Below are 18,943 nucleotides of genomic sequence, written 5' to 3'. Positions count from 1 at the left end.
CATGTTCGGCTATTCAATATCATTAGATCCTATTGAATTTTTATTTGTATTTTTGCTAGGATTAATAGTATATTTCATTAAGATAAAATGGATTAGTAAATCAATTACAAAACAAAAATTCGTTCATTTTACATTATGGTTTTTTTACTACTTATCTTTAGTAAAAGTTGTTTTCTTTCCAATTACGTATTTCTATAAAAAAAATCCTGAAATAACTAGTAAGCTCTATTATCAATTTTCACCTTTTAATACAATTCTTAAGTCGATTGAACATGATCTATGGATACAAGTAATTGGTAATATTCTTTTGTTGCTTCCAATACCAGTTCTCTATGTAGTACTAAAAAGAAAAATTCTGCGGTTTCATAATTTTTTTTTATTTGGTCTTTTTCTGTCTTTCTCAATTGAAATAATTCAGCTTGGAATCAATTATATAACTGGATATCCTAATAAAGTGATGGATATTGATGATGTAATCTTAAACGTTAGTGGTATATTATTAGGTTGGTTTATTTCGAGAGTATATTCGTGTTGGTATTTAAAAGAAAAAACCTTAGTTTAAAATCCACTTCTCAGCCCTGCCCCACTTATTTTTTATAGATAGAAAAATCACTCTAATGATTATATTTAATTAGTTGAATTTTATAATTGGGGGAATTCACCGTTTTTTAAGATTTTTTTGTATGCATTATAGGAAGTAAATTAAATTTTTGTGCTTTGAAATAGAGATCAATCATATATTTATTATTGTGTAAAATTCATTTTTTTTTACAAAGCGACTAAAGAGAATCCTCTTAGTCGTTTTTTAATCCAATGATTTTCTTGTGGATTAATCGTCTTTTTTATATTTATCAATTCTACATGCCATTTCTTTCCAACAGACTTTCCTACATTGCAACTCAGCCACCTTATCGCATTCTTTCCCATAAAAAATAAAATGCATTTTTTCTTAAAGTCAACATTAGAATAATTTTAGCTATTAAAAAGGGAGTGAGACAATTTGGCTTACTGTACTAAATGCGGTGGAAACTTAGAGCAAGGGGCAATATTTTGTACAAATTGTGGTGAAAAAACTAGTATTCCAGAAGTGACTAATCAGGTCGAAACTCGTTCGGAAAATCGGAATTCACATGAAAGTAATTATAAAAATAAGTATAGTAGATTAAAAGGTATATTGATTTCAATTGCCGTATTAATTATATTGGCTGTCGCAATTTATTTAATTTATCCAAAACTTACAAATAAAAATAAACACTCTCAACATGTATCGAATCATGTACAACATAATGATAATGAGCAAGAGGCAGTGGGAGATTCTGCAAATAATCCACCTAATACTCAAACGATCCCTTCTTATAAAGCTCAATTAGAACAATTAAAAATTTACGCTGGTAGTAGAAGTCTTTCTGTTGGTAGTTGGGACATAACACAAATTGATGGTGTAATACATTTAACAGCTAATAATATTTCTCCACAAAATCTTCAATCAATATTTAATTTATATGATAGTGGAAATATTTCTCCAATAAGAGATTGGGCGATTAAAGTAGCAAATATTGCAGATGAAGTAGCAATGTCTAAAAATACATCATGGTATATTTATGTAGGTGATCAATGTGTTGCACAGTATCCACAAACGTTATCTAACGATGATTTAATGTATTATTCAGGCTCTTGCGGTGTTTCAATACCTGTATTGGAAGGAAATTCGAAAAATGATTTAGCTATCGTAATCCATACAATGGTGTATGGTGACGTGTCTACTGCAAATAAGTTTATCTTGCCAATGAGTAATATAAGAAAACTAACTCAAGATGATCTAGATTATTTGACGAAAGATGAGTTGCGCAAAGCTAGAAACGAAATTTATGCACGTCATGGATACATTTTTAAAACGGATGAAATGCGCAACTATTTTTTAGCTCAATCATGGTATAGTCCAAATGTGAATTATAATGGTACTTTAAGTGCGATTGAAACTTATAATGTAAAACTAATCAAAGCTAGGGAGGAGTTCCTTAATTGAAGTTGGTAGTTAATAAAAAGATCATTATTTTTTTTATGATCTTTATAATCTGTATTTTAAGTTTTTTATTTTATCCAAAAGATCATTCTGATAATAAACCGCACAAAACATCACTAAGTCAGCAGCCTAAAATAGAAAACTTTAAAGAAAAATCAAATAAAGTCATTCAAACAAATGAAAAGAAGAACTCCAAAAAGCCACTTGTAATTTGTATTGATCCAGGTCACCAAAGTAAAGCAAATACAGCGCTTGAACCATTAGGTCCGGGCTCTAGTGAAATGAAGATTAAAGTGGCTGGCGGTACAACAGGAGTAGTGACAAAGAAGCCCGAGTATGTTTTAAGCTTAGAGGCATCACTTAAATTAGGTGAAATCCTTAAAAAGAGAGGTTACAATGTCATCTTCACTCGTACAACAAATAATGTAAATTTAAGCAATAAAGAAAGAGCAGAAATAGCCAACAAAATCAATGCTGATTTATTTATAAGAATCCACGCTGACGGTTCGAATGATCATTCTACAAAAGGATTTTCTGTCTTAACTCCGTCTAAAGAAAATCCTTATATTTCTTCACTTTATAAAGATAGTTTATTAATTTCACAGAATATTGTTGAGGAAGTAAAAAAAGACCAATATACAAAAGTAAAAGGGATTTCCTATCGTGACGATCTCTCAGGATTTAATTGGTCAAAGGTTCCTGTTACATTAATTGAACTTGGATTTATGACAAATCCCGAAGAAGATCGAAAACTATCGGATCCACATTATTTAACAAGTTTGTTGATGAAGATAGCAGATGGGATCGATCGATATAGTTCAGAAGTTATTGACGATGGGTCAAAGTAGATATAGGTAAATAACATATTTACTGCTAAGATCCCGCACTTCTTATTTTGTATTTCTAAACGTGTATTGGGATCGTTGGATGCCTTGCACGTTTATTTTTTTATTGATGGGTCTATTTCTGATATAGATAAAGTTAGATTTTTACAGAGTGAAATTAGAATTTAAGAAAGAAGGTTACAACTTTGTGCCCCATTTTTTAAAGCACGAAATACCTTTTATTCCTATCTGAACATAGTTCGGAATGCTTGTCCATTTATATTCAGAAAAAGGTCCCCTCCAAGTAAAAGAGTAACATCCACAAATTAAATGGTGATGTCTTTTCACTTTCTACATGAATGGGATCATATAGTAAATCTTAAATATAGTTTCTAATTTTTTGTCCTATCTATTAAGTGGCTTTTTTTACCTACTATTAATCTTTATTCCATATTAATTAAAATAGTTTTCCTAATAGCAAGTCACTAATTCTATGAATCGTATTTATGATCATTGTTCGTAATAAAATCATTTGAGTGATTGCCATTACTATATAAACTATTGAAATGATATATAAACTATCGATTCCTTTTGTTTTAGTATTTTGGAACGAACTGATCACCAATGGTACTACACTAATACTCATAAATACCGATACTAAGATAAATATTAGACAAAGTGTTATCGAGACATAACTTAAAATAAATGCAAAGCAAACTAAAGCTAAACTAATAGAATAGATAGTTCCATATCTCGCAATAACTTCTTTTAATTGAAGATTTGTTTTTTTACCTTTTAAAAAAATGTAAGATGTAATGACTGTTACTAAATGAACAATTAATATCATAACAAATGGGCTAATAACCAAGGTACTAAAACTTAATTGGTTACTGAAGTTAGTATAATCTCCTATAACACTCTCTGTTGATTTAATCCCAATCTTTAATACATTATAGAAAGTTGCTGGAATTAATAGCGAATATAAAATTAAAATAATAATCCCTTTTAAAAAATGTTTTTCTGTAACACCTTGTGCAACACCATAGGGATTTTTAATAGCTAATTTAAAGAAACTCCAAAAGTTTAACATTGTTGATTTAAATTGATTAAGTTGCTCTGAATTCACATGATTCATAACTTGGCTATTTGCACCTGGTTCAGTTACTGTTTGTGATAAGAGCCCGTTATGTACAATTGCTGAGGAATTTTGTTTCGATCGTTCTGTCTTAGGTGTAACTACTTTTGAAACCGATTCACCTAATGAAATATCCTCATTAATCTGATCTTGATTTGTTGAAATTACCTCTTCATTTTTCAAAAAAATAACTTTTGTTCCGCAATTCCCACAAAAACGGTCATTTTCTACTAATGAGTTGCCACATCTTTTACAAAACATAACTATTCCTCCTTTACCTTAGACAAATTTAATATACTTTTAATTTATATTTTGGTAGTGAGGAAAAATTCTGAAAATAATTTTTGAAATTACAAATAAACCGTTGATAAAGATTTCAGATAACAACTACTTCGATTTAGCTTTGTGTTTTAAATAGCTTCATTTGAATCAACATTTAATTCTCGCATAATTTTTATATGCCAATAACCTGCCCAGCCTTCATTCATAATTTTCGTTTAAAGTTTTTTTGCTACAAATAGATCATTTCTTCTTGTATCAAGAATAGCATACCGTGCAATTTTTACTTTAATTTTTTTAACTTAATTAGAATCATGACCGATAATAGAAAAACCCTCAACGCATACAACGTCAAGGGTCGATTTAATAAAAATACTGAAATGTAATGCTCACGCTCTTAAGGGTGAACCCGAGCTCAAAAAATCTTTCTCAGTACATGTCAACTAAGGTAAGTGATACGACTTAATATGATTAAGCCTCAATAAAGTGACCTCTCCACTTGCTACAATTAATTCAATAACACCTTCCTCTACACTCTTGAGTATTCCAATTTTCATTGGGTCAATCGCCCCATCAAATACGACAAATTTTCCTTCTTCTTTTTTTAATTGTGTATCAAATAAGCGTGAAAATGACATATTTGCATTTTCAGGTAATAGATTGATTTTTGAGTTATAAGGATTGGCATTATAATTGTATGGTGTTAGCCATTTTAAATGTGATAAAGGGACATACAGCATTTTAAATACTGGTGAATAAAACACGATATAGTCACTTAGAACGTTTATAATATTTCCATGAAATGTGATATTACCTGTGACATAAATCTCTGCAAATATTCCTTTTGCATTTGATAATATTTTACGATAAGAGATCGTTCCAATATCTTCTGCTATTGAAGGTCCAGTAGGTTTATCTATTTTGTCTTTAAAGTTGTTACTAAGACTTACCCTGTGAACGTGAATCCATGGAATATAATAGTATTTTTCCCCATTGTACAATACAAGGACATCTCTTCCATAATCTGTTAGTATTCCTTCAAAATAATTACCACCTGATAATTGTACATAAATTTTTTCTCCAACTAATGATTGTACATCACTCACTTGCATCTCCTCTTTCTAATAGATTGAAATTGTTAATTAGGCGAAAACTAATTGTACCCAATAGTATAGTAGAAACAGTGTAACGATTGTTGTTAATGGAATGACAATTAATGATACATTTAGATAATCCTTCCATTTAACTTTAATTTTATTTTGTTTTAAGATGTGCATCCAAATTAAGGATGCTAAAGTACCTACTGGAAGTAATAACGATCCAATGTCACTACCGATTATATTAGCTAGATAAATTGTCTTTAATGTAATCGGATCAAGTCCCATTTCTGTCAGTGTAATGGTTCCAACCATTAAAGCTGGATGATTATTAAAGAGATTAGATAGGATTGAAACTAATCCTCCCATAATAAAGCTTGCTTGAAATAAGCCTTGGTTTACGATTGGTTCACAGAATTTTACTAAAGCTGCAGTTAAACCAGCATTATGGAGACCATAAATAATCACATACATCGAAAAAGCAAAGACTAAAATATGCCAAGGTGTCTTTTTTAAGATATCAACAGGGCTTGTCCGTAAGTGATACCATCTCCAAGTTAACAAGACGAGAGAACCTAAAACTGCTACATATTGAATCGGTATTCCTAAAAAAGAAGCGACGAATAATAAGCAGCGCATTAGAAAAACAAATCCCAATACCTTTAACATAAATTTTGTTCTTTTTTGTTTTGTTTCTACTGACATTTTCCCTTTTAAAGGATGAAAATTTTTCATAAAAAATGACTCTTCAATATCATCGGTAGACACCGGCAATTGTTTTGGTAATTTATTTCTTAATACCATGTACATTAGCCATGACATAAATAGCAATCCTGTACTTGCAGGGACAAACATCATAGCTGTGTGCATATAAAGAGTCATATGAACAATTTTTAATGCGATTAGATTTACGATATTACTTACACCGATTGGTGCACTTGAAGCCGTGGCAATTAATGCTCCGCTAAGAAGATATGGAATTTGTTGATGTGGTTTTAAACGTAGGTTTTTTAATAGGAGAATTAAAATCGGAGTTGTAATTAAGATGCTGCCATCATTATTAAAGAGTAATGTCATTAAAAAGCATAAAAGCTGGATATACCAGTATAATCTGCGTCCTGACCCTTTTGCTAAGCTTGCAAGTCTAGCAGCAGACCAATGGAAAAATCCAAAACTTTCTAAAATAATCGCCATTACAATCGTTGCGATAATTGTAATAGAAGCTTCACCAATTTTGTGTACAATATCGATTAAATTACTTTTTGTTACGATCCCAGTCACTAAAATAATTACTGCCCCAAATGCAGCAGGCCACGCTTCATTTATTCCTTTTGGTCTCCAAAATATGACTGCCATCGTTAATAGAAATACAGAAGCACTCATTAGAATTTCGAAATTCATAAAACTCACCTTCTTATAAAATATTTTCCAATGAAACTTGTCCATTTAATATATTATTATTCAAATATAGTAATGATGTTTTAGATGATTTCATTATTTTATGGAAGATGGTTGTTTTACCTAAATAATGCAAATGTCCCTTAAAGATAAATAACTATAGTAACAATTGTCCAATGGTGCCTTTAGAAAGAGTACAATGAAAATCACATTTTGTGGATGATCTCATCCGATTTATATTTTTCTAATCATATAGTCTAGAAATTATCTTTTATTCGGATTAATTATAATAAGAGAAACAAATAAAAAAAGAGAAGCTCTAGAATAAGAGCTTCTCAATTAACAAAAGCACACCACAATTGTTTATCTGTCGGTTTAATAATAAACCAAAAACTAAAATTTATTTAAGGCAAATGCACTGACTTAATATGGTTAAGTCTTAAATAAACTACTTCCCCACTTGCGACCGATAGTTCAATTACACTATTTTCAATCGTATTCAGCAAACCAATTTTCATAGGATCATTCCCACCATCAAAAATAACTAGTTTTCCTTCTTCTTTTTTTAATTGAGATTCAAATGAGCGCACAGGGGAGATATTCGATGGATTAATCGGAAAGTTTGCATTATCAATTGAATAAGGTGTTACATTTTGATGATAAGGTGAGAGCCACTTTAGATGAGATAATGAAATATACATCATTTTAAATACTGGTGAATAAAAAACGATATAGTCACTTAAAACGCTTGTAATATAGCCATGAAACGTCAAATTCCCCGTAACATATATTTCCGAGAAGATCCCTCTCGCATTTGTTAAAACTTTCCTGTAAGAAATTGATTCAATTTCATTTGCAATTGAAGGCTCGTTAGGAGTATCTATCTGATCTTTAATATGCTGACATAAATGTACTCGATGAACATGAATCCAAGGGATATAATAATATTTTTGACCATTATATAATACAAGTATGTCTTGTCCTGCATCTGTTAAAATACCTTCAAAACCTATATCTCCAGATAGAAGTACAAATACTTGTCGATCTAGCAATGAATCTATATAACTCACCTTTTCTCCCCCCTTTATAATTTAAAATAAAAACGTTCTCTTCTTATAAAAAGTAAATAATGTTCTGCCTAAATCGTACATTTATTTATTTCTACAGTTTTACTTTTATTCTTTTAATATTTAAGATATGCATCAAAAAAATGTGATTAGTTGATTGAATATGTGAAAAAACATTTAATTTTTACTTTGGAATGGAATCGCTCACTCGATCTTACTTTATTTTTTTGGCTGCTTTAAAGTAGATTATTATTGCTGTGATTGCATTTGCATTTTTTATGGAAAAGAAGTTTGGAACTGGTCCTCCCAATAAAAGTGGTAATCAATCAATGAATGAAGAAATTGGGCGACAATCAACTAATCCCACGAATAATAATAACATTAACATTCCTTGACTGTTTTTACTAAAAAAGTTCGATTGCATCACAATTATGACTCATATACTTGTGTAACTAACACATGCTTTAGTTATACAACGTGAAACATGATCGACGATTTGTCGGTCTATTTTTATTGAACAGAATGGCAGTTCAGTTTGATAAGCACTTCAAAAAAGTATTACAAATTCCAAAATATGCTAAAATTTAATTATCCATTTAAGTAGTTATGAAAATGAATAATACAAACGGGGCGATGACATTGAAAAAGATGGGAATAGAATCTTATTAATTGAGGTGAAATGAATTTGAAAGAAAAAAAGACATTTACAATTTTAATAGATACTGTGTTATTTATTACCGTATTCATTATATTGGATTGGATGATAAATAAAAAAGAGGCATTTTCATTAAAATTTTTAATCCCTTTGTTCGCCACTGGGATTACTTATTATGTAGTAAGGAGACTATTCTTTAAAAAATAGAACGGATTAGTCTAATACAACTAACGCAAATAATAGTTGAAGATCAAGAGCTGCTAATATGTGGCTTTATTTATTTAAGTTAATGGCAGTTTAGTTGAACAAGGAATATTAAGAAAGTGGATATTTTTGGTAAACTATTTATTGAATAATTACCAAAGGAGATACTTATGATTTTAAACTCAGAATGTTTAGGTTGCAGACTAGCTAACCAACTTGAAACTGTGAATATTGTATATGAAAATGAGTATGTTTGTTGCATATTGGACATCGATCCTTTTAATGAGGGACATACCTTAATTCTTCCGAAAAAACATTATTTAGATACCGAAGAGTTAGATGTTGAAACAGCAAATGCTATTATGATAGCATCAATGACCATTTCAAAGGCACTAAAAAAATTATTTCATCCTGATGGTATTACTATTTGTCAAAACGGTGGAAAATTCAACGACTTGACGCATTATCATATGCACGTCATACCGAGGTTTGAAGGAGAACCATTTTACTTTGAGGAACAAAAGGATAATATCAAAGAAAAGGCTAAATTTATAGAAACGAAAAATAGGTTAAAAGATATGATCGAAGAGTTATCGTGAATTAGAGAACTTATGTAACTAACACAGTGCTTTAGTTGAATATCGAACGTATGCTAGGGCGGTCTTTTTATTGAAATAAATGGCAGTTTAGTTGAACAAGGATTTCAGTAATTTATGTCGAATTAAATCTAAAAATAATGATTTTCAAGAGAGAAGGATTAAATGAAAAACTTTTTATTTTCATTTCTAGCATCGTTTTTTTCCTTTATTCTTATTAACTTAGCAATCGTATTATTTTATATTTTAAATGGTAGACATTACACCGCCTCAGAATTAACTGATTTTTAAGTGTATCCGTACTTGGAGCCTTATTCATATTAGTAGGATGTGCGTTGGGAGAAGGATTGTTCCGTATTCGAGTGAAACCAGCTAAACTTTATCATTTTATATTGTTAAGTTTGGTATACGGTGGAATTATATATGCACGTATTTTCTACGAGCCAAACTATGCAAGTTCTTCAGACATCATTTTTTTAACTGTGGTTTCATTCGGTGCCGCATTAGGCTCAGCAGTTTTTTATGTCTTTAGAAGAAATGCTTTTATTTAGATAATATATAAACTTATGCAACAAACGCATGCGTTTGTTGCATAAGTTAGTCGGTTGAAAAGTCGATTCTTTTATTGAGCTAGGCCAGAGGAGGAGTTACTAATGAAATTTATGATGGTTGTGAAGGCCTCAAAGGATTCTGAAGCAGGGACAATGCCAAGTGAGCAGATGGATCTGATGTTTGCTGAGATGAAGAAATATAATGAAGAACTGAAGAAAGCTGGAGTTCTGGTGTCAGTCGGTGGACTCCATCCAAGCTCCAACGGTATTCGTATAACATACCCTGTTCCTGGAGAACCGCCGATCATTACAGAGGGACCTTTCGCTGAAGTCAATGAGTTGATTGCAGGATACTGGTTCATAGATGTGAAATCTCGCGAGGAAGCAATTGAATGGGCGATGCGCGCACCAGATCCACATGGTCTTGGTGAAGGACAGATTGAACTTCGCCAAGTATTTGAATAGACCGATAGGCTAAAAATTAGATTAATATGACTGAATAAAAAAAGTCATATCAACGGGTTTATCCTGTACAGGTAAACTAATATTCAGTAAAAAAGTGAAAATCCAGAAAACCTGTTAGAAGGCTTTTCTGGTTTTTTATCGTAAATAGTTAGAAATAAATCAATTGCTGAAAAAATTCTTATCCAACATAATGGAAGATTAGTTGAATAAGGAAGAATTGAAATTTATTTAACAAAATACTGAATTCCCCCAAATTACAAAGGTCGTTAAGTTGATATAATTATCTTAAAGGTGGAATAAATTGAAAAAAATCTAACCGTTATTCTAAGTTTGGTTCTAACATTCATAACTGCATTTATCCCCACACACGCAAACGTTAGTTGCATAACAGAAAGGACTGCAGTTCATTTTTGCAGTCCTTTTAATATGAAAAAATTTATACTTTTGGTACATATTGATCACTATGAAGCAGTCCACGATCGTCCTGCCTACCTTTCGGGACCAAATCGAGAAACTGGTATGTGATATTCATCATGTCAATGCCACGTGCGTAAGTGGAGTATGTATGAAATATATTTTCCTCATCATCTTTATAAAAAACACTCGCGCCTTCTCTGTCGGAACTCATTGGATTTTGCATAGTATAGTTATAATATGCTAATTTATTTTCTACTTCGTCTTCTATAAAAGATGCTTGAAAATCATAATTAAAATCCGTGTGTCCTGATGAATACCAGGGAAATGTCCAACCCATACGTTTTTTAAATGCCTCCAACTTTTCTAATGGTCCACGGGAAATACAAACAAAGCTGACATCTCGGTGATTTAAGTGAGGAACCATTCCGCTGTAGTGGTCGGCCCAAAAAGAACAATGTTTGCAGCCTTGATTCCAATTTGGACTGAACATGAAATGGTATACAATCAATTGACTTTTTCCATTAAATAGATCTGCTAATGATACCGTACCGTTCGGACCGTCAAATAGATAAGACTTGCTAACGGCTTCCCACGGCAAATCTCTTCTCTTCTGTGTAAGTTCATCCCTTAACTTGGTGAAATCTTTTTCTTTTTGTAAAAGTTCTTTCCTCGATTCAAGCCATTCTTTTCTTGGCAGAACTTTGTGATCCATAACAACACCTCGTCATATAGTTTTACTCATATGTTCTTTTTTGAGTGGAATTTAAAAGTCACATTTAGACTTAATTAAAATCTCTCACCCGTAAGGTCGAATATTAGTGTACCATATTGTATAAGTACATATTCCTCACCTTTATGATTATTGGATGTATGACGAAAAATGAAAAACTTAATAAATTAAAAGTTGAACAAAACAAGGGTCTATCTTCTATTGGAAAATTAGTGGCGTTGAGTTTTGGTTTCTTAGCTCTTCCAAAATATTCGGTATTATCATTTTCGTTAATCAAAAAAATTTTTGGTTAATAAATATAATCTTATTCAACTAATTCAGTGCGACAATTGAATTAGACATAAAATTACCCCATCAACTTTGGAAAGCAATATCTTCCAAGTGCATATACTGTTTCAAATTCTAAGTTTCTTGATTTAATAAAACAATATCAGCGTCGCACCCAGGTTTTAAGTTATCTTTTTGTGATAGTTTTAGCACTTGTGCAGGATTTGAAGTAATTACTTGTAATGCGATTTCTAATGAAATCCCTTCATTAATTACTGAATCTCTCATTCAATGTAGACGTTAGAGAAAAATATTGACCTTAATGACAACAAAAAAAGTAACCCTTCGTACCAACCGGAACGAAGGGTTACTTTTTGTTACAAAATACCTGTATTCTTAATCTCTTTTTATATTAATACACATCACGTTGATAACGCCCTTGCTTCTGCATATCTTTAAGATGTGCTTCAGCTGCCTCGCGATCCATCGCACCTTCTTTTTCAAGAATCGTAATAAGCGCTTCGTTGACGTCTTTAGCCATATATTCCTTATCGCCACAAACGTAGAAATAAGCTCCTTTTTCGATCCATTCAAACATTTCTTTGCTATTTTCAAGCATTTTATGCTGTACATAAACTTTTTGATCTGTATCACGAGAGAATGCAGTATCAATTTTTGTTAATACCCCATCTTGTTGATATTTTTCTAACTCGCTTTTATAAAGGAAATCTGACGCTTCATGCTGATCTCCAAAAAATAACCATGAACGGCCAGCGACTTTATTGACTGCTCGTTCCTGGATAAACGAACGGAATGGTGCAATACCCGTACCAGGTCCAACCATAATAATATCTACGTCTTGAGACTCTGGCAGATAGAAGTGTTTATTTGCTTGAACATAGACTGGAAGAGTATCTCCTTCTTTAATACGTTCTGAACATAAAACAGAACAAACACCTTTTCGATCGCGTCCATGCGCAGTGTAGCGTACAGCACCGATTGTTAGATGAACTTCATCTGGATTTGCAGCAATACTACTTGCGATTGAATATAGACGAGGAGTCATTTTTCTTAATAATGAAACGATCTCTTGAGCAGAAGCACTCCATGGACCAAAATCACGTAACATATCAAGTAAATCTCGCCCATAGCAATATTCCTTAAGTTGAGTTGCATTTTCAACCAACACAAGGTTTTTTAGCTCTTCGTTTTCTGTAAATGCAGTTGCCTGTTGTAATATCTTCTTCGTTATTAGTGTAATTTCAAAGTAGGATGTAAGCGCTTCTTTTAAAGATAGTGTTTCACCCTGCTTACCAACAGTAACAACTGCTTCTTCATCCCATTTCATTTCATTTATAAGAGCAGCAACTAGCTCTGGATCATTTGAAGGAACCACGCCAAGTGCAGCACCTGGGACATAAGTAAATCCTGAACCTTTCAATGATAATTCAATATGCCTTGTTTCCTTATTTGAGTCTGTTCCATTTAAATTAATATTTTTAAGAACCTTCGCTTGAAATGGATTGGTCCTTGAATATGGGAGCTGCTCATTTGTAGTATCATTTAAAGTAGATTTCATTACTCGTAACCTCCAAGAATTGTTATATAACTAAGATAACATAGAAGTGGGAAATAATGTATTAACATCTACGACTTTTTTACCTTTTTCGCGCTTTTCTTTAGCCAACCCCCGAAATTTTAAGAATTCTCCTCTTTTCCTCTGCTTATATAGGGAATTTTTAGATAATATACTGAAAACTGTAGAGGAGAAATAAAATATTAGTAGTATCTAATCTATAACCTATTATAAAAATAGCAGTTACTAATCATTGGGAGGAAAAAACTCATGAAGAGTTTTACGAAGCAAGAAAATAGTTGGATTTTCTATGATTGGGCCAATTCAGCTTATTCTATTATTATTAGCACTGCCGTATTCCCTCTTTTTTATAAAGCTTCCGCTTCAAAAGCTGGAATAAGTGCTTCTGATTCTACTGCTTATTTAGGTTATACGATTGCTATTTCTACATTCATCTTAGCTATGTTAGGTCCAATTCTTGGAACAATCGCCGACTATAAAGGATTTAAAAAGAAGCTCTTTACTTTCTTTTTTACTCTCGGTGTTTCTTTTACTGCAGTACTTACTTTTATTCCTAATGATAACTGGCTTTTACTATTGATATGTTATACGATTACAGCTATTGGCTTTGCTGGCGCTAATGTATTTTATGACGCTTTTTTAGTAGATGTAACTTCAGAAGTTCGTATGAATAAGATATCCGCTCGAGGCTTTGGTTTAGGATATATAGGTAGTACAATTCCATTTATCATTAGTATTGCTATAATTGTATTAGCTCAGAAAGAGATCCTTTCAATTTCAACAACTTTAGCAAGTCAAATTGCCTTTCTCATTACTGCAGTCTGGTGGGGCATTTTTGCAATTCCTTTGTTACGAAACGTTCGTCAAAATTATTTTATTGAACCTGAACAAAATCCTGTATTTAATAGCTTTAAGAGGCTAGGAAAAACATTTAAAAATATCCGACAATATCGTGCCTTATTTATATTTTTAATAGCTTATTTCTTTTATATCGATGGCGTTGGAACGATTATTACCATGTCGACAGCATATGGAACTGACCTTGGAATCAGTTCAACAAATCTATTAATTATTTTGTTTGTCACACAGGTTGTTGCTGCTCCATTTGCAATTATTTATGGAAAGCTTGCAGATAAGTTTTCCGGTAAAATGATGCTTTATGTTGGAATCATTATTTATATGTTTGTTTGTATATATGCTTACTTTTTAAATTCTACTTTAGACTTTTGGATTTTAGCGATGCTTGTTGCCACGTCTCAAGGTGGAATTCAAGCTTTAAGTCGTTCATATTACGCAAAACTTGTACCTAAAGAAAAATCAAATGAGTTTTTTGGCTTCTATAATATTTTCGGTAAATTCGCATCGATTATGGGACCATTAATAGTCGGCCTGACAGCTCAAATCACAGGACGTTCTAATATGGGGGTATTTAGTCTAATTATTCTATTTGTAATTGGTATTTTCTTTTTAACTCGTGTTTCTGAACCCCAAAATACAGAAGTAGCTAAAACTACAAATTACTAAAAAGAGATAGGAGGATGTCTTAAAAGGGCACCCTCTTTATTTTTAACTCTTTGAAGTTTCAAAGGAAAATAGTAATAGTTTTTTCATTTTCATATTCAATAAAACGATTCAAAATTCAAGAAAAAAAATTCACGTTAGCGAAGCTTTCTTCCTTATTAAACTAAAACACTGGGCTAGTTGAACATGCTGTTAAATAAAGATTAAAAAAGAGAGTGTTTGTATGACACTCTCTTCTTTCAATCTATCTTCGATGTTCAACTAAGTCAATGGCACCTAATACAATATGAGCTAAACCAAAACCAAAAACTGTATTGGCGATCATTTTATTCGTTCCTCTTTTTTGTTTTAATGCATAACCAGTAGCAGTTACAGCAGAACCTAAAACTGTTGGGATTAAACCTTCACGAATATTCATATAAGTTTACCTCCACATCGAAGTTTATGATGTAATTTACACCATAATTTTAGTATCGGCTATAATAATTCTATGTATGTAAGTATTCAAAAAGCAACATGAATCTAAGTCCAACTAGGTAATCTTATGAAATTGAAGTCACTAATGAAGAATCTTAAAAAGTTTTAATTTTGAGAAGAAAAAAACCTATCTTACCACAAGGATTAAGATAGGTTTAATTTACAGTATGAACCTAATTCATTACTGGCTCTTATAGAATAATTTTTATATGTTTCAAACATGATTTTATTGTCAAGGTAGGTATATTTTCTAAACACTATTCCATTTTTAATAAATTACTTTATTTTATTTGCTTCATAAAGATTTATTTGAATAGGCGCTGTAAGGTAATCTTTGGCTTTTTCAGCAAACGCTGTAAAATGAGCACTTGTATTATGTGTGGCTACAGCATTTAAATCTTGCCAAGTTTCGACCATGATGTATTCATTTACCCTATCCGTTTGTTTTGTCAAATCGTATGAAATATTACCTTCTTCTGCTCTTGATAATTCTAAAAGCGAAGTCATTTCCTCTAAAAACATCGTTTCTTTTGCTGAATCAATTGTCATTTTCGCATGAATAATAATCATTATATTTACCTTCTTTTCATTATTTTTTTTATATTATTTTTTATTTTTTATTTCCACTCTGCTACACGTTCAACTGGTAAACGTACAGATTGATATCCTGCATCCACAGCTTTACCTATTGAAATCAACATAACAGGAACATATCTGTCTTTATCCATACCGAATGCTTCTGCAATTTTGTCTTTTTCGAAGCCACCAATTGGACAAGTGTCATAACCATAAGCACGAGCCGTTAGCATAAATTGCATTGCTACTAATCCACCATCAATTAAAACAGTATCTTTCATTTGCTCTGCAGTACTGTTTGCAAAGAAACCACTAAGTGTTTCTAGTTGCTTCTCTTTTACATCTTTTGGCATATAACCTAATTCAACTGCACGACCATATATTTCTTCAGCATAGTCAAAATTATTTAAGTCCCCAAATAGTGCAATCATCGCAGAAGAAGTTTCAACTTGTGATTGATTGAATCGGGCTAATGGAGCTAATGTAGCTTTTGCTTCATCACTTTCAATTACTAAGAATCTCCACGGTTGCATGTTTACTGAAGAAGGAGCTAAAGTTGCCGTTTCTATTATTTCATGCATTTCCTCCACTGGGATTTTAACATTTGAATCATATTTGCGGATTGAGCGTCTTCCTTTTAGAATTTCATTAAAATTATTAGTTAATGTTGTCGTAGTCATTGTTGTATTCTCCTCTTTACTAATTTTTAAGTATTATTTAGATTATCGCGATTTGAATTAATTTGGTTCATATTTATTTGTATACGGTTTAAATATTCAAGTGTTAAGTCAATTTCTTCTTCTGAAAATCCAATAAGCATGTTCTCTACAAACTCTACTTTTTCCTTCCATAAACTAGACATTTGATCTTGTCCCATTTGTGTTAATCTAACTAAGGTTATTCTGTTATCAGTCTTACACTTTCTTCTAGTGATCTTTCCATTTAACTCAAGTTGTTTTAAATGTCTAGTAATTGCAGCACTATCAATCTTTAAATTTTTTTGAAGCTGAGATTGACTAATTTCACCGTACTCAAACAATTGATTCAAAATTTCTAATCGTGACTGACTAATACCCATACATTTTTCAAATGTTGTTTCAATTTGAACTTTTAATTCTTTTAATAGTGATAGTACTTTTGTTTCTTTTGTATTAGGCACGCGCTACCTCCAAAAAGATTTGATGAAATTTTATTAATGGTTACTAATTTTTGACCTATCAATAATTGATGGGTCAACTATTGATATGTCAATTAATATACACCTTAGTCCTACATGAATCAAGTACAAAATTAAAATTTATGTTTTTAAAAATTTCAGATGATTCAATTACATTTCTTTTTTGGAATTAGACACTTTGCATCTGTCCCTTAGCAGAGGTTTCATGTCAAAAAATGATGGGACTTTTTTACTTAAAAAGGATAACTAATGTATATATTTTCCAAAAATGGAAGATTTCATCTAGTTACTGACAATTTTGTTCAATATATTAAAAATATGACTACAGTTATGCAATAATGTTGAAAATTGCGTTTAGCGATTGAACATGTAATCTGGAATTTTTCATGTAATAAGTAAGCTATAGTTGTTTAAGTCTTTAAAAACTTTCATAATCATATAAACATAAATTTACTAACTATGGAAAACATAAAACCTAGTAAATATTAAATATTTAATTACAGGAAGAAAGGTGATGAAATGGAACTTTACAACGATAATCCGACTTATCAACCTGGTGATATTGTCTATGTTTTTTACCGAAACCCCCATACACAGAATGTGGCAAATATTCAAGCTGCAGCAGTTGTAAACAATCCAGAAAACTCCAATGAATTAGCCTTATTTTTATATGAAACTTATTACCCTCTCTCAAATGAGATGGCAGTTTATTCTACTGAAGAAGAGGCTAACCAAGCATATAATTACTATTTTGGAGAAGCTACAGAGGAGAAATTTGAATGAATAAACCTTTTACACCAAAGCTAGTATATTTCGAACCAAGTGCGTTAGATTATCCATTAGGAAGAGAACTACAGACAAAGTTTGAAAAGATGGGGGTCGAAATTCGCCATACCACTTCTCATAACCAAGTAAGAAATCTCCCAGGCGACAACGATCTTCAAAGATACAGGGTAGCCAAGTCAACACTTGTTGTCGGGGTTAGAAAAACACTTAAATTTGATACTTCAAAACCATCAGCAGAATATGCCATTCCTTTTGCAACAGGCTGCATGGGACATTGTCATTATTGCTATTTACAAACTACTATGGGGAGCAAGCCGTATATTCGTACATATGTAAACGTGGATGAAATTTTGGAAACTGCTGACAAATACATGATGGAGCGTGCCCCTTCAATGACAAGGTTTGAAGCATCTTGTACATCCGATATTGTTGGAATTGATCATTTGACACATACATTAAAAAGGGCGATAGAACATTTTGGTGAATCTGAGTATGGAAAATTGAGATTTGTTACGAAATTTCATCATGTGGATCACTTACTCGATGCAAAACATAATGGGAAAACTCGATTTCGATTTAGCGTTAACGCTGATTATGTGATCAAGAACTTTGAACCAGGAACTTCACCATTGGAAAAAAGAATTGAGGCAGCAGGAAAAGTAGCAAGAGCTGGTTATCCGCTTGGTTTTATAGTAGCACCAATTTATCTGCACGAAGGATGGGAGGAAGGATATCTTCATATGTTTGAAAGGTTGGAAGCGGAACTGCCTCAGGAGGCCAAAAAAGATTTAACTTTTGAGTTTATTCAACATCGTTTTACAAAGCCAGCAAAAAAAGTTATTGAAAAAAACTACCCTATGACAAAATTAGAATTAGATGAAGAAAAAAGACGGTACAAGTGGGGTAAATATGGCATTGGAAAATACATCTATCAAAAAGAAGAAGAAGAAGAATTAAAATCTAAACTTTATAGCTATTTGGAAAAATTTTTCCCGAATGCAAAATTGGAATATTTTACATGAAAGTTATATTTTTCACTTTAGCTTTGAATATTTGAGGATTATGACATTCTTTTTGATTCAGTATGTTTAAGGTGCTATC

The 18,943-nt window shown here is 31.7% G+C and carries 20 protein-coding genes and 1 pseudogene; 9 read left to right on the top strand and 12 right to left on the bottom strand.

The window, feature by feature from the left end; translation table 11 throughout:
- Position 1: 1 nt before the first annotated feature.
- The 3 genes from AB1282_RS15855 to AB1282_RS15845 all read left to right on the top strand — a co-directional run bounded on the left by AB1282_RS15855 (position 2) and on the right by AB1282_RS15845 (position 2,871).
- Entirely contained in the window at positions 2 to 562 is a 561-nt protein-coding gene (locus AB1282_RS15855; RefSeq protein WP_429899511.1) for a VanZ family protein, read from the top strand.
- A gap of 438 nt (positions 563 to 1,000) precedes the next feature.
- A complete protein-coding gene (locus AB1282_RS15850) occupies positions 1,001 to 2,026 on the top strand; it encodes a YARHG domain-containing protein (protein ID WP_429899510.1) in 1,026 nt (341 codons plus the stop codon).
- Positions 2,023 to 2,871 carry an N-acetylmuramoyl-L-alanine amidase gene (locus AB1282_RS15845; protein ID WP_056476554.1) on the top strand — a complete coding sequence of 283 codons (849 nt, stop codon included), beginning with the start codon at positions 2,023 to 2,025 and terminating at the stop codon, positions 2,869 to 2,871. The genes AB1282_RS15850 and AB1282_RS15845 overlap by 4 nt, the downstream gene beginning before the upstream one ends.
- A 433-nt stretch (positions 2,872 to 3,304) precedes the next feature.
- Here AB1282_RS15845 and AB1282_RS15840 read toward each other — a convergent pair whose 3' ends face one another.
- The 5 genes and pseudogenes from AB1282_RS15840 to AB1282_RS15820 all read right to left on the bottom strand — a co-directional run bounded on the left by AB1282_RS15840 (position 3,305) and on the right by AB1282_RS15820 (position 7,826).
- Positions 3,305 to 4,243 (bottom strand): zinc ribbon domain-containing protein, encoded by a 939-nt coding sequence (locus AB1282_RS15840; RefSeq protein ID WP_056476551.1) that lies wholly within the window; start codon positions 4,241 to 4,243, stop codon positions 3,305 to 3,307.
- A 152-nt stretch (positions 4,244 to 4,395) separates the two neighbouring features.
- Positions 4,396 to 4,479, bottom strand: a pseudogene (locus AB1282_RS15835) (SpoVR family protein); the annotation flags it as partial.
- A 225-nt stretch (positions 4,480 to 4,704) separates the two neighbouring features.
- Entirely contained in the window at positions 4,705 to 5,367 is a 663-nt protein-coding gene (locus AB1282_RS15830) for a DUF2642 domain-containing protein (RefSeq protein WP_429899509.1), read from the bottom strand.
- Positions 5,368 to 5,403: 36 nt separating this feature from the next.
- On the bottom strand, positions 5,404 to 6,759 hold the full coding sequence (locus AB1282_RS15825; RefSeq protein ID WP_056476513.1) for an arsenic transporter: 1,356 nt from the start codon (positions 6,757 to 6,759) through the stop codon (positions 5,404 to 5,406).
- Positions 6,760 to 7,160: 401 nt separating this feature from the next.
- Positions 7,161 to 7,826, bottom strand: coding sequence for a DUF2642 domain-containing protein (locus AB1282_RS15820; protein ID WP_429899508.1), 666 nt, complete (start codon positions 7,824 to 7,826; stop codon positions 7,161 to 7,163).
- Between the two features lie 1,026 nt (positions 7,827 to 8,852).
- Here AB1282_RS15820 and AB1282_RS15815 point away from each other — a divergent pair.
- The 3 genes from AB1282_RS15815 to AB1282_RS15805 all read left to right on the top strand — a co-directional run bounded on the left by AB1282_RS15815 (position 8,853) and on the right by AB1282_RS15805 (position 10,294).
- Positions 8,853 to 9,281 carry an HIT family protein gene (locus tag AB1282_RS15815; RefSeq protein ID WP_429899507.1) on the top strand — a complete coding sequence of 143 codons (429 nt, stop codon included), beginning with the start codon at positions 8,853 to 8,855 and terminating at the stop codon, positions 9,279 to 9,281.
- A gap of 332 nt (positions 9,282 to 9,613) precedes the next feature.
- Positions 9,614 to 9,829, top strand: a complete 216-nt coding sequence (locus tag AB1282_RS15810; RefSeq protein WP_429899506.1) for a hypothetical protein — start codon at positions 9,614 to 9,616, stop codon at positions 9,827 to 9,829.
- 102 nt (positions 9,830 to 9,931) lie between these two features.
- Entirely contained in the window at positions 9,932 to 10,294 is a 363-nt protein-coding gene (locus tag AB1282_RS15805; protein ID WP_056476508.1) for a YciI family protein, read from the top strand.
- Between the two features lie 436 nt (positions 10,295 to 10,730).
- Here AB1282_RS15805 and AB1282_RS15800 read toward each other — a convergent pair whose 3' ends face one another.
- The 3 genes from AB1282_RS15800 to AB1282_RS15790 form a co-directional block, all read right to left on the bottom strand.
- Entirely contained in the window at positions 10,731 to 11,423 is a 693-nt protein-coding gene (locus AB1282_RS15800) for a DUF899 domain-containing protein (protein WP_390312353.1), read from the bottom strand.
- Positions 11,424 to 11,843: 420 nt separating this feature from the next.
- Positions 11,844 to 11,996 carry an amidohydrolase family protein gene (locus tag AB1282_RS15795; RefSeq protein ID WP_429899505.1) on the bottom strand — a complete coding sequence of 51 codons (153 nt, stop codon included), beginning with the start codon at positions 11,994 to 11,996 and terminating at the stop codon, positions 11,844 to 11,846.
- Positions 11,997 to 12,120: 124 nt separating this feature from the next.
- Positions 12,121 to 13,287 (bottom strand): sulfite reductase subunit alpha, encoded by a 1,167-nt coding sequence (locus AB1282_RS15790; RefSeq protein WP_429899504.1) that lies wholly within the window; start codon positions 13,285 to 13,287, stop codon positions 12,121 to 12,123.
- A 267-nt stretch (positions 13,288 to 13,554) separates the two neighbouring features.
- Here AB1282_RS15790 and AB1282_RS15785 point away from each other — a divergent pair, with 267 nt between their 5' ends.
- The gene (locus AB1282_RS15785) at positions 13,555 to 14,829 is read left to right on the top strand and encodes an MFS transporter (RefSeq protein WP_056476500.1); all 1,275 of its coding nucleotides are present in this window, start codon (positions 13,555 to 13,557) and stop codon (positions 14,827 to 14,829) included.
- A gap of 241 nt (positions 14,830 to 15,070) precedes the next feature.
- Here the strand turns inward: AB1282_RS15785 and AB1282_RS15780 are convergent, their stop codons facing one another.
- The 4 genes from AB1282_RS15780 to AB1282_RS15765 form a co-directional block, all read right to left on the bottom strand.
- Positions 15,071 to 15,244 carry a hypothetical protein gene (locus AB1282_RS15780; protein WP_056476497.1) on the bottom strand — a complete coding sequence of 58 codons (174 nt, stop codon included), beginning with the start codon at positions 15,242 to 15,244 and terminating at the stop codon, positions 15,071 to 15,073.
- Between the two features lie 335 nt (positions 15,245 to 15,579).
- Positions 15,580 to 15,873, bottom strand: a complete 294-nt coding sequence (locus tag AB1282_RS15775; RefSeq protein WP_056476494.1) for a putative quinol monooxygenase — start codon at positions 15,871 to 15,873, stop codon at positions 15,580 to 15,582.
- A 47-nt stretch (positions 15,874 to 15,920) separates the two neighbouring features.
- Positions 15,921 to 16,559, bottom strand: coding sequence for a nitroreductase family protein (locus AB1282_RS15770; RefSeq protein ID WP_056476491.1), 639 nt, complete (start codon positions 16,557 to 16,559; stop codon positions 15,921 to 15,923).
- A 26-nt stretch (positions 16,560 to 16,585) separates the two neighbouring features.
- On the bottom strand, positions 16,586 to 17,038 hold the full coding sequence (locus AB1282_RS15765) for a MarR family winged helix-turn-helix transcriptional regulator (RefSeq protein WP_056476488.1): 453 nt from the start codon (positions 17,036 to 17,038) through the stop codon (positions 16,586 to 16,588).
- Positions 17,039 to 17,575: 537 nt separating this feature from the next.
- Here AB1282_RS15765 and AB1282_RS15760 point away from each other — a divergent pair.
- Complete coding sequence (locus tag AB1282_RS15760; protein ID WP_056476485.1) at positions 17,576 to 17,839, top strand: transcriptional regulator SplA domain-containing protein; 264 nt, start codon at positions 17,576 to 17,578, stop codon at positions 17,837 to 17,839.
- On the top strand, positions 17,836 to 18,864 hold the full coding sequence (gene splB, locus AB1282_RS15755) for a spore photoproduct lyase (protein WP_056476483.1): 1,029 nt from the start codon (positions 17,836 to 17,838) through the stop codon (positions 18,862 to 18,864). The genes AB1282_RS15760 and splB overlap by 4 nt, the downstream gene beginning before the upstream one ends.
- The last annotated feature ends 79 nt before the right edge of the window (positions 18,865 to 18,943 follow it).

Source organism: Gottfriedia sp. S16(2024) (assembly GCF_050473765.1).
GTDB lineage: Bacteria > Bacillota > Bacilli > Bacillales > Bacillaceae_G > Gottfriedia.
This window is presented reverse-complemented; position numbering and strand designations above follow the sequence as displayed.

Bases quoted from the DNA above. Each gene is read 5' to 3' on its own strand.
- AB1282_RS15790 (WP_429899504.1), bottom strand. From the start codon at position 13,287: ATGAAATCTACTTTAAATGATACTACAAATGAGCAGCTCCCATATTCA.
- AB1282_RS15785 (WP_056476500.1), top strand. From the start codon at position 13,555: ATGAAGAGTTTTACGAAGCAAGAAAATAGTTGGATTTTCTATGATTGG.
- AB1282_RS15775 (WP_056476494.1), bottom strand. From the start codon at position 15,873: ATGATTATTATTCATGCGAAAATGACAATTGATTCAGCAAAAGAAACG.
- AB1282_RS15815 (WP_429899507.1), top strand. From the start codon at position 8,853: ATGATTTTAAACTCAGAATGTTTAGGTTGCAGACTAGCTAACCAACTT.
- AB1282_RS15760 (WP_056476485.1), top strand. From the start codon at position 17,576: ATGGAACTTTACAACGATAATCCGACTTATCAACCTGGTGATATTGTC.
- AB1282_RS15855 (WP_429899511.1), top strand. From the start codon at position 2: ATGTTCGGCTATTCAATATCATTAGATCCTATTGAATTTTTATTTGTA.
- AB1282_RS15825 (WP_056476513.1), bottom strand. From the start codon at position 6,759: ATGAATTTCGAAATTCTAATGAGTGCTTCTGTATTTCTATTAACGATG.
- AB1282_RS15800 (WP_390312353.1), bottom strand. From the start codon at position 11,423: ATGGATCACAAAGTTCTGCCAAGAAAAGAATGGCTTGAATCGAGGAAA.
- AB1282_RS15840 (WP_056476551.1), bottom strand. From the start codon at position 4,243: ATGTTTTGTAAAAGATGTGGCAACTCATTAGTAGAAAATGACCGTTTT.
- AB1282_RS15780 (WP_056476497.1), bottom strand. From the start codon at position 15,244: ATGAATATTCGTGAAGGTTTAATCCCAACAGTTTTAGGTTCTGCTGTA.
- AB1282_RS15805 (WP_056476508.1), top strand. From the start codon at position 9,932: ATGAAATTTATGATGGTTGTGAAGGCCTCAAAGGATTCTGAAGCAGGG.
- AB1282_RS15795 (WP_429899505.1), bottom strand. From the start codon at position 11,996: ATGAGAGATTCAGTAATTAATGAAGGGATTTCATTAGAAATCGCATTA.
- splB (WP_056476483.1), top strand. From the start codon at position 17,836: ATGAATAAACCTTTTACACCAAAGCTAGTATATTTCGAACCAAGTGCG.
- AB1282_RS15770 (WP_056476491.1), bottom strand. From the start codon at position 16,559: ATGACTACGACAACATTAACTAATAATTTTAATGAAATTCTAAAAGGA.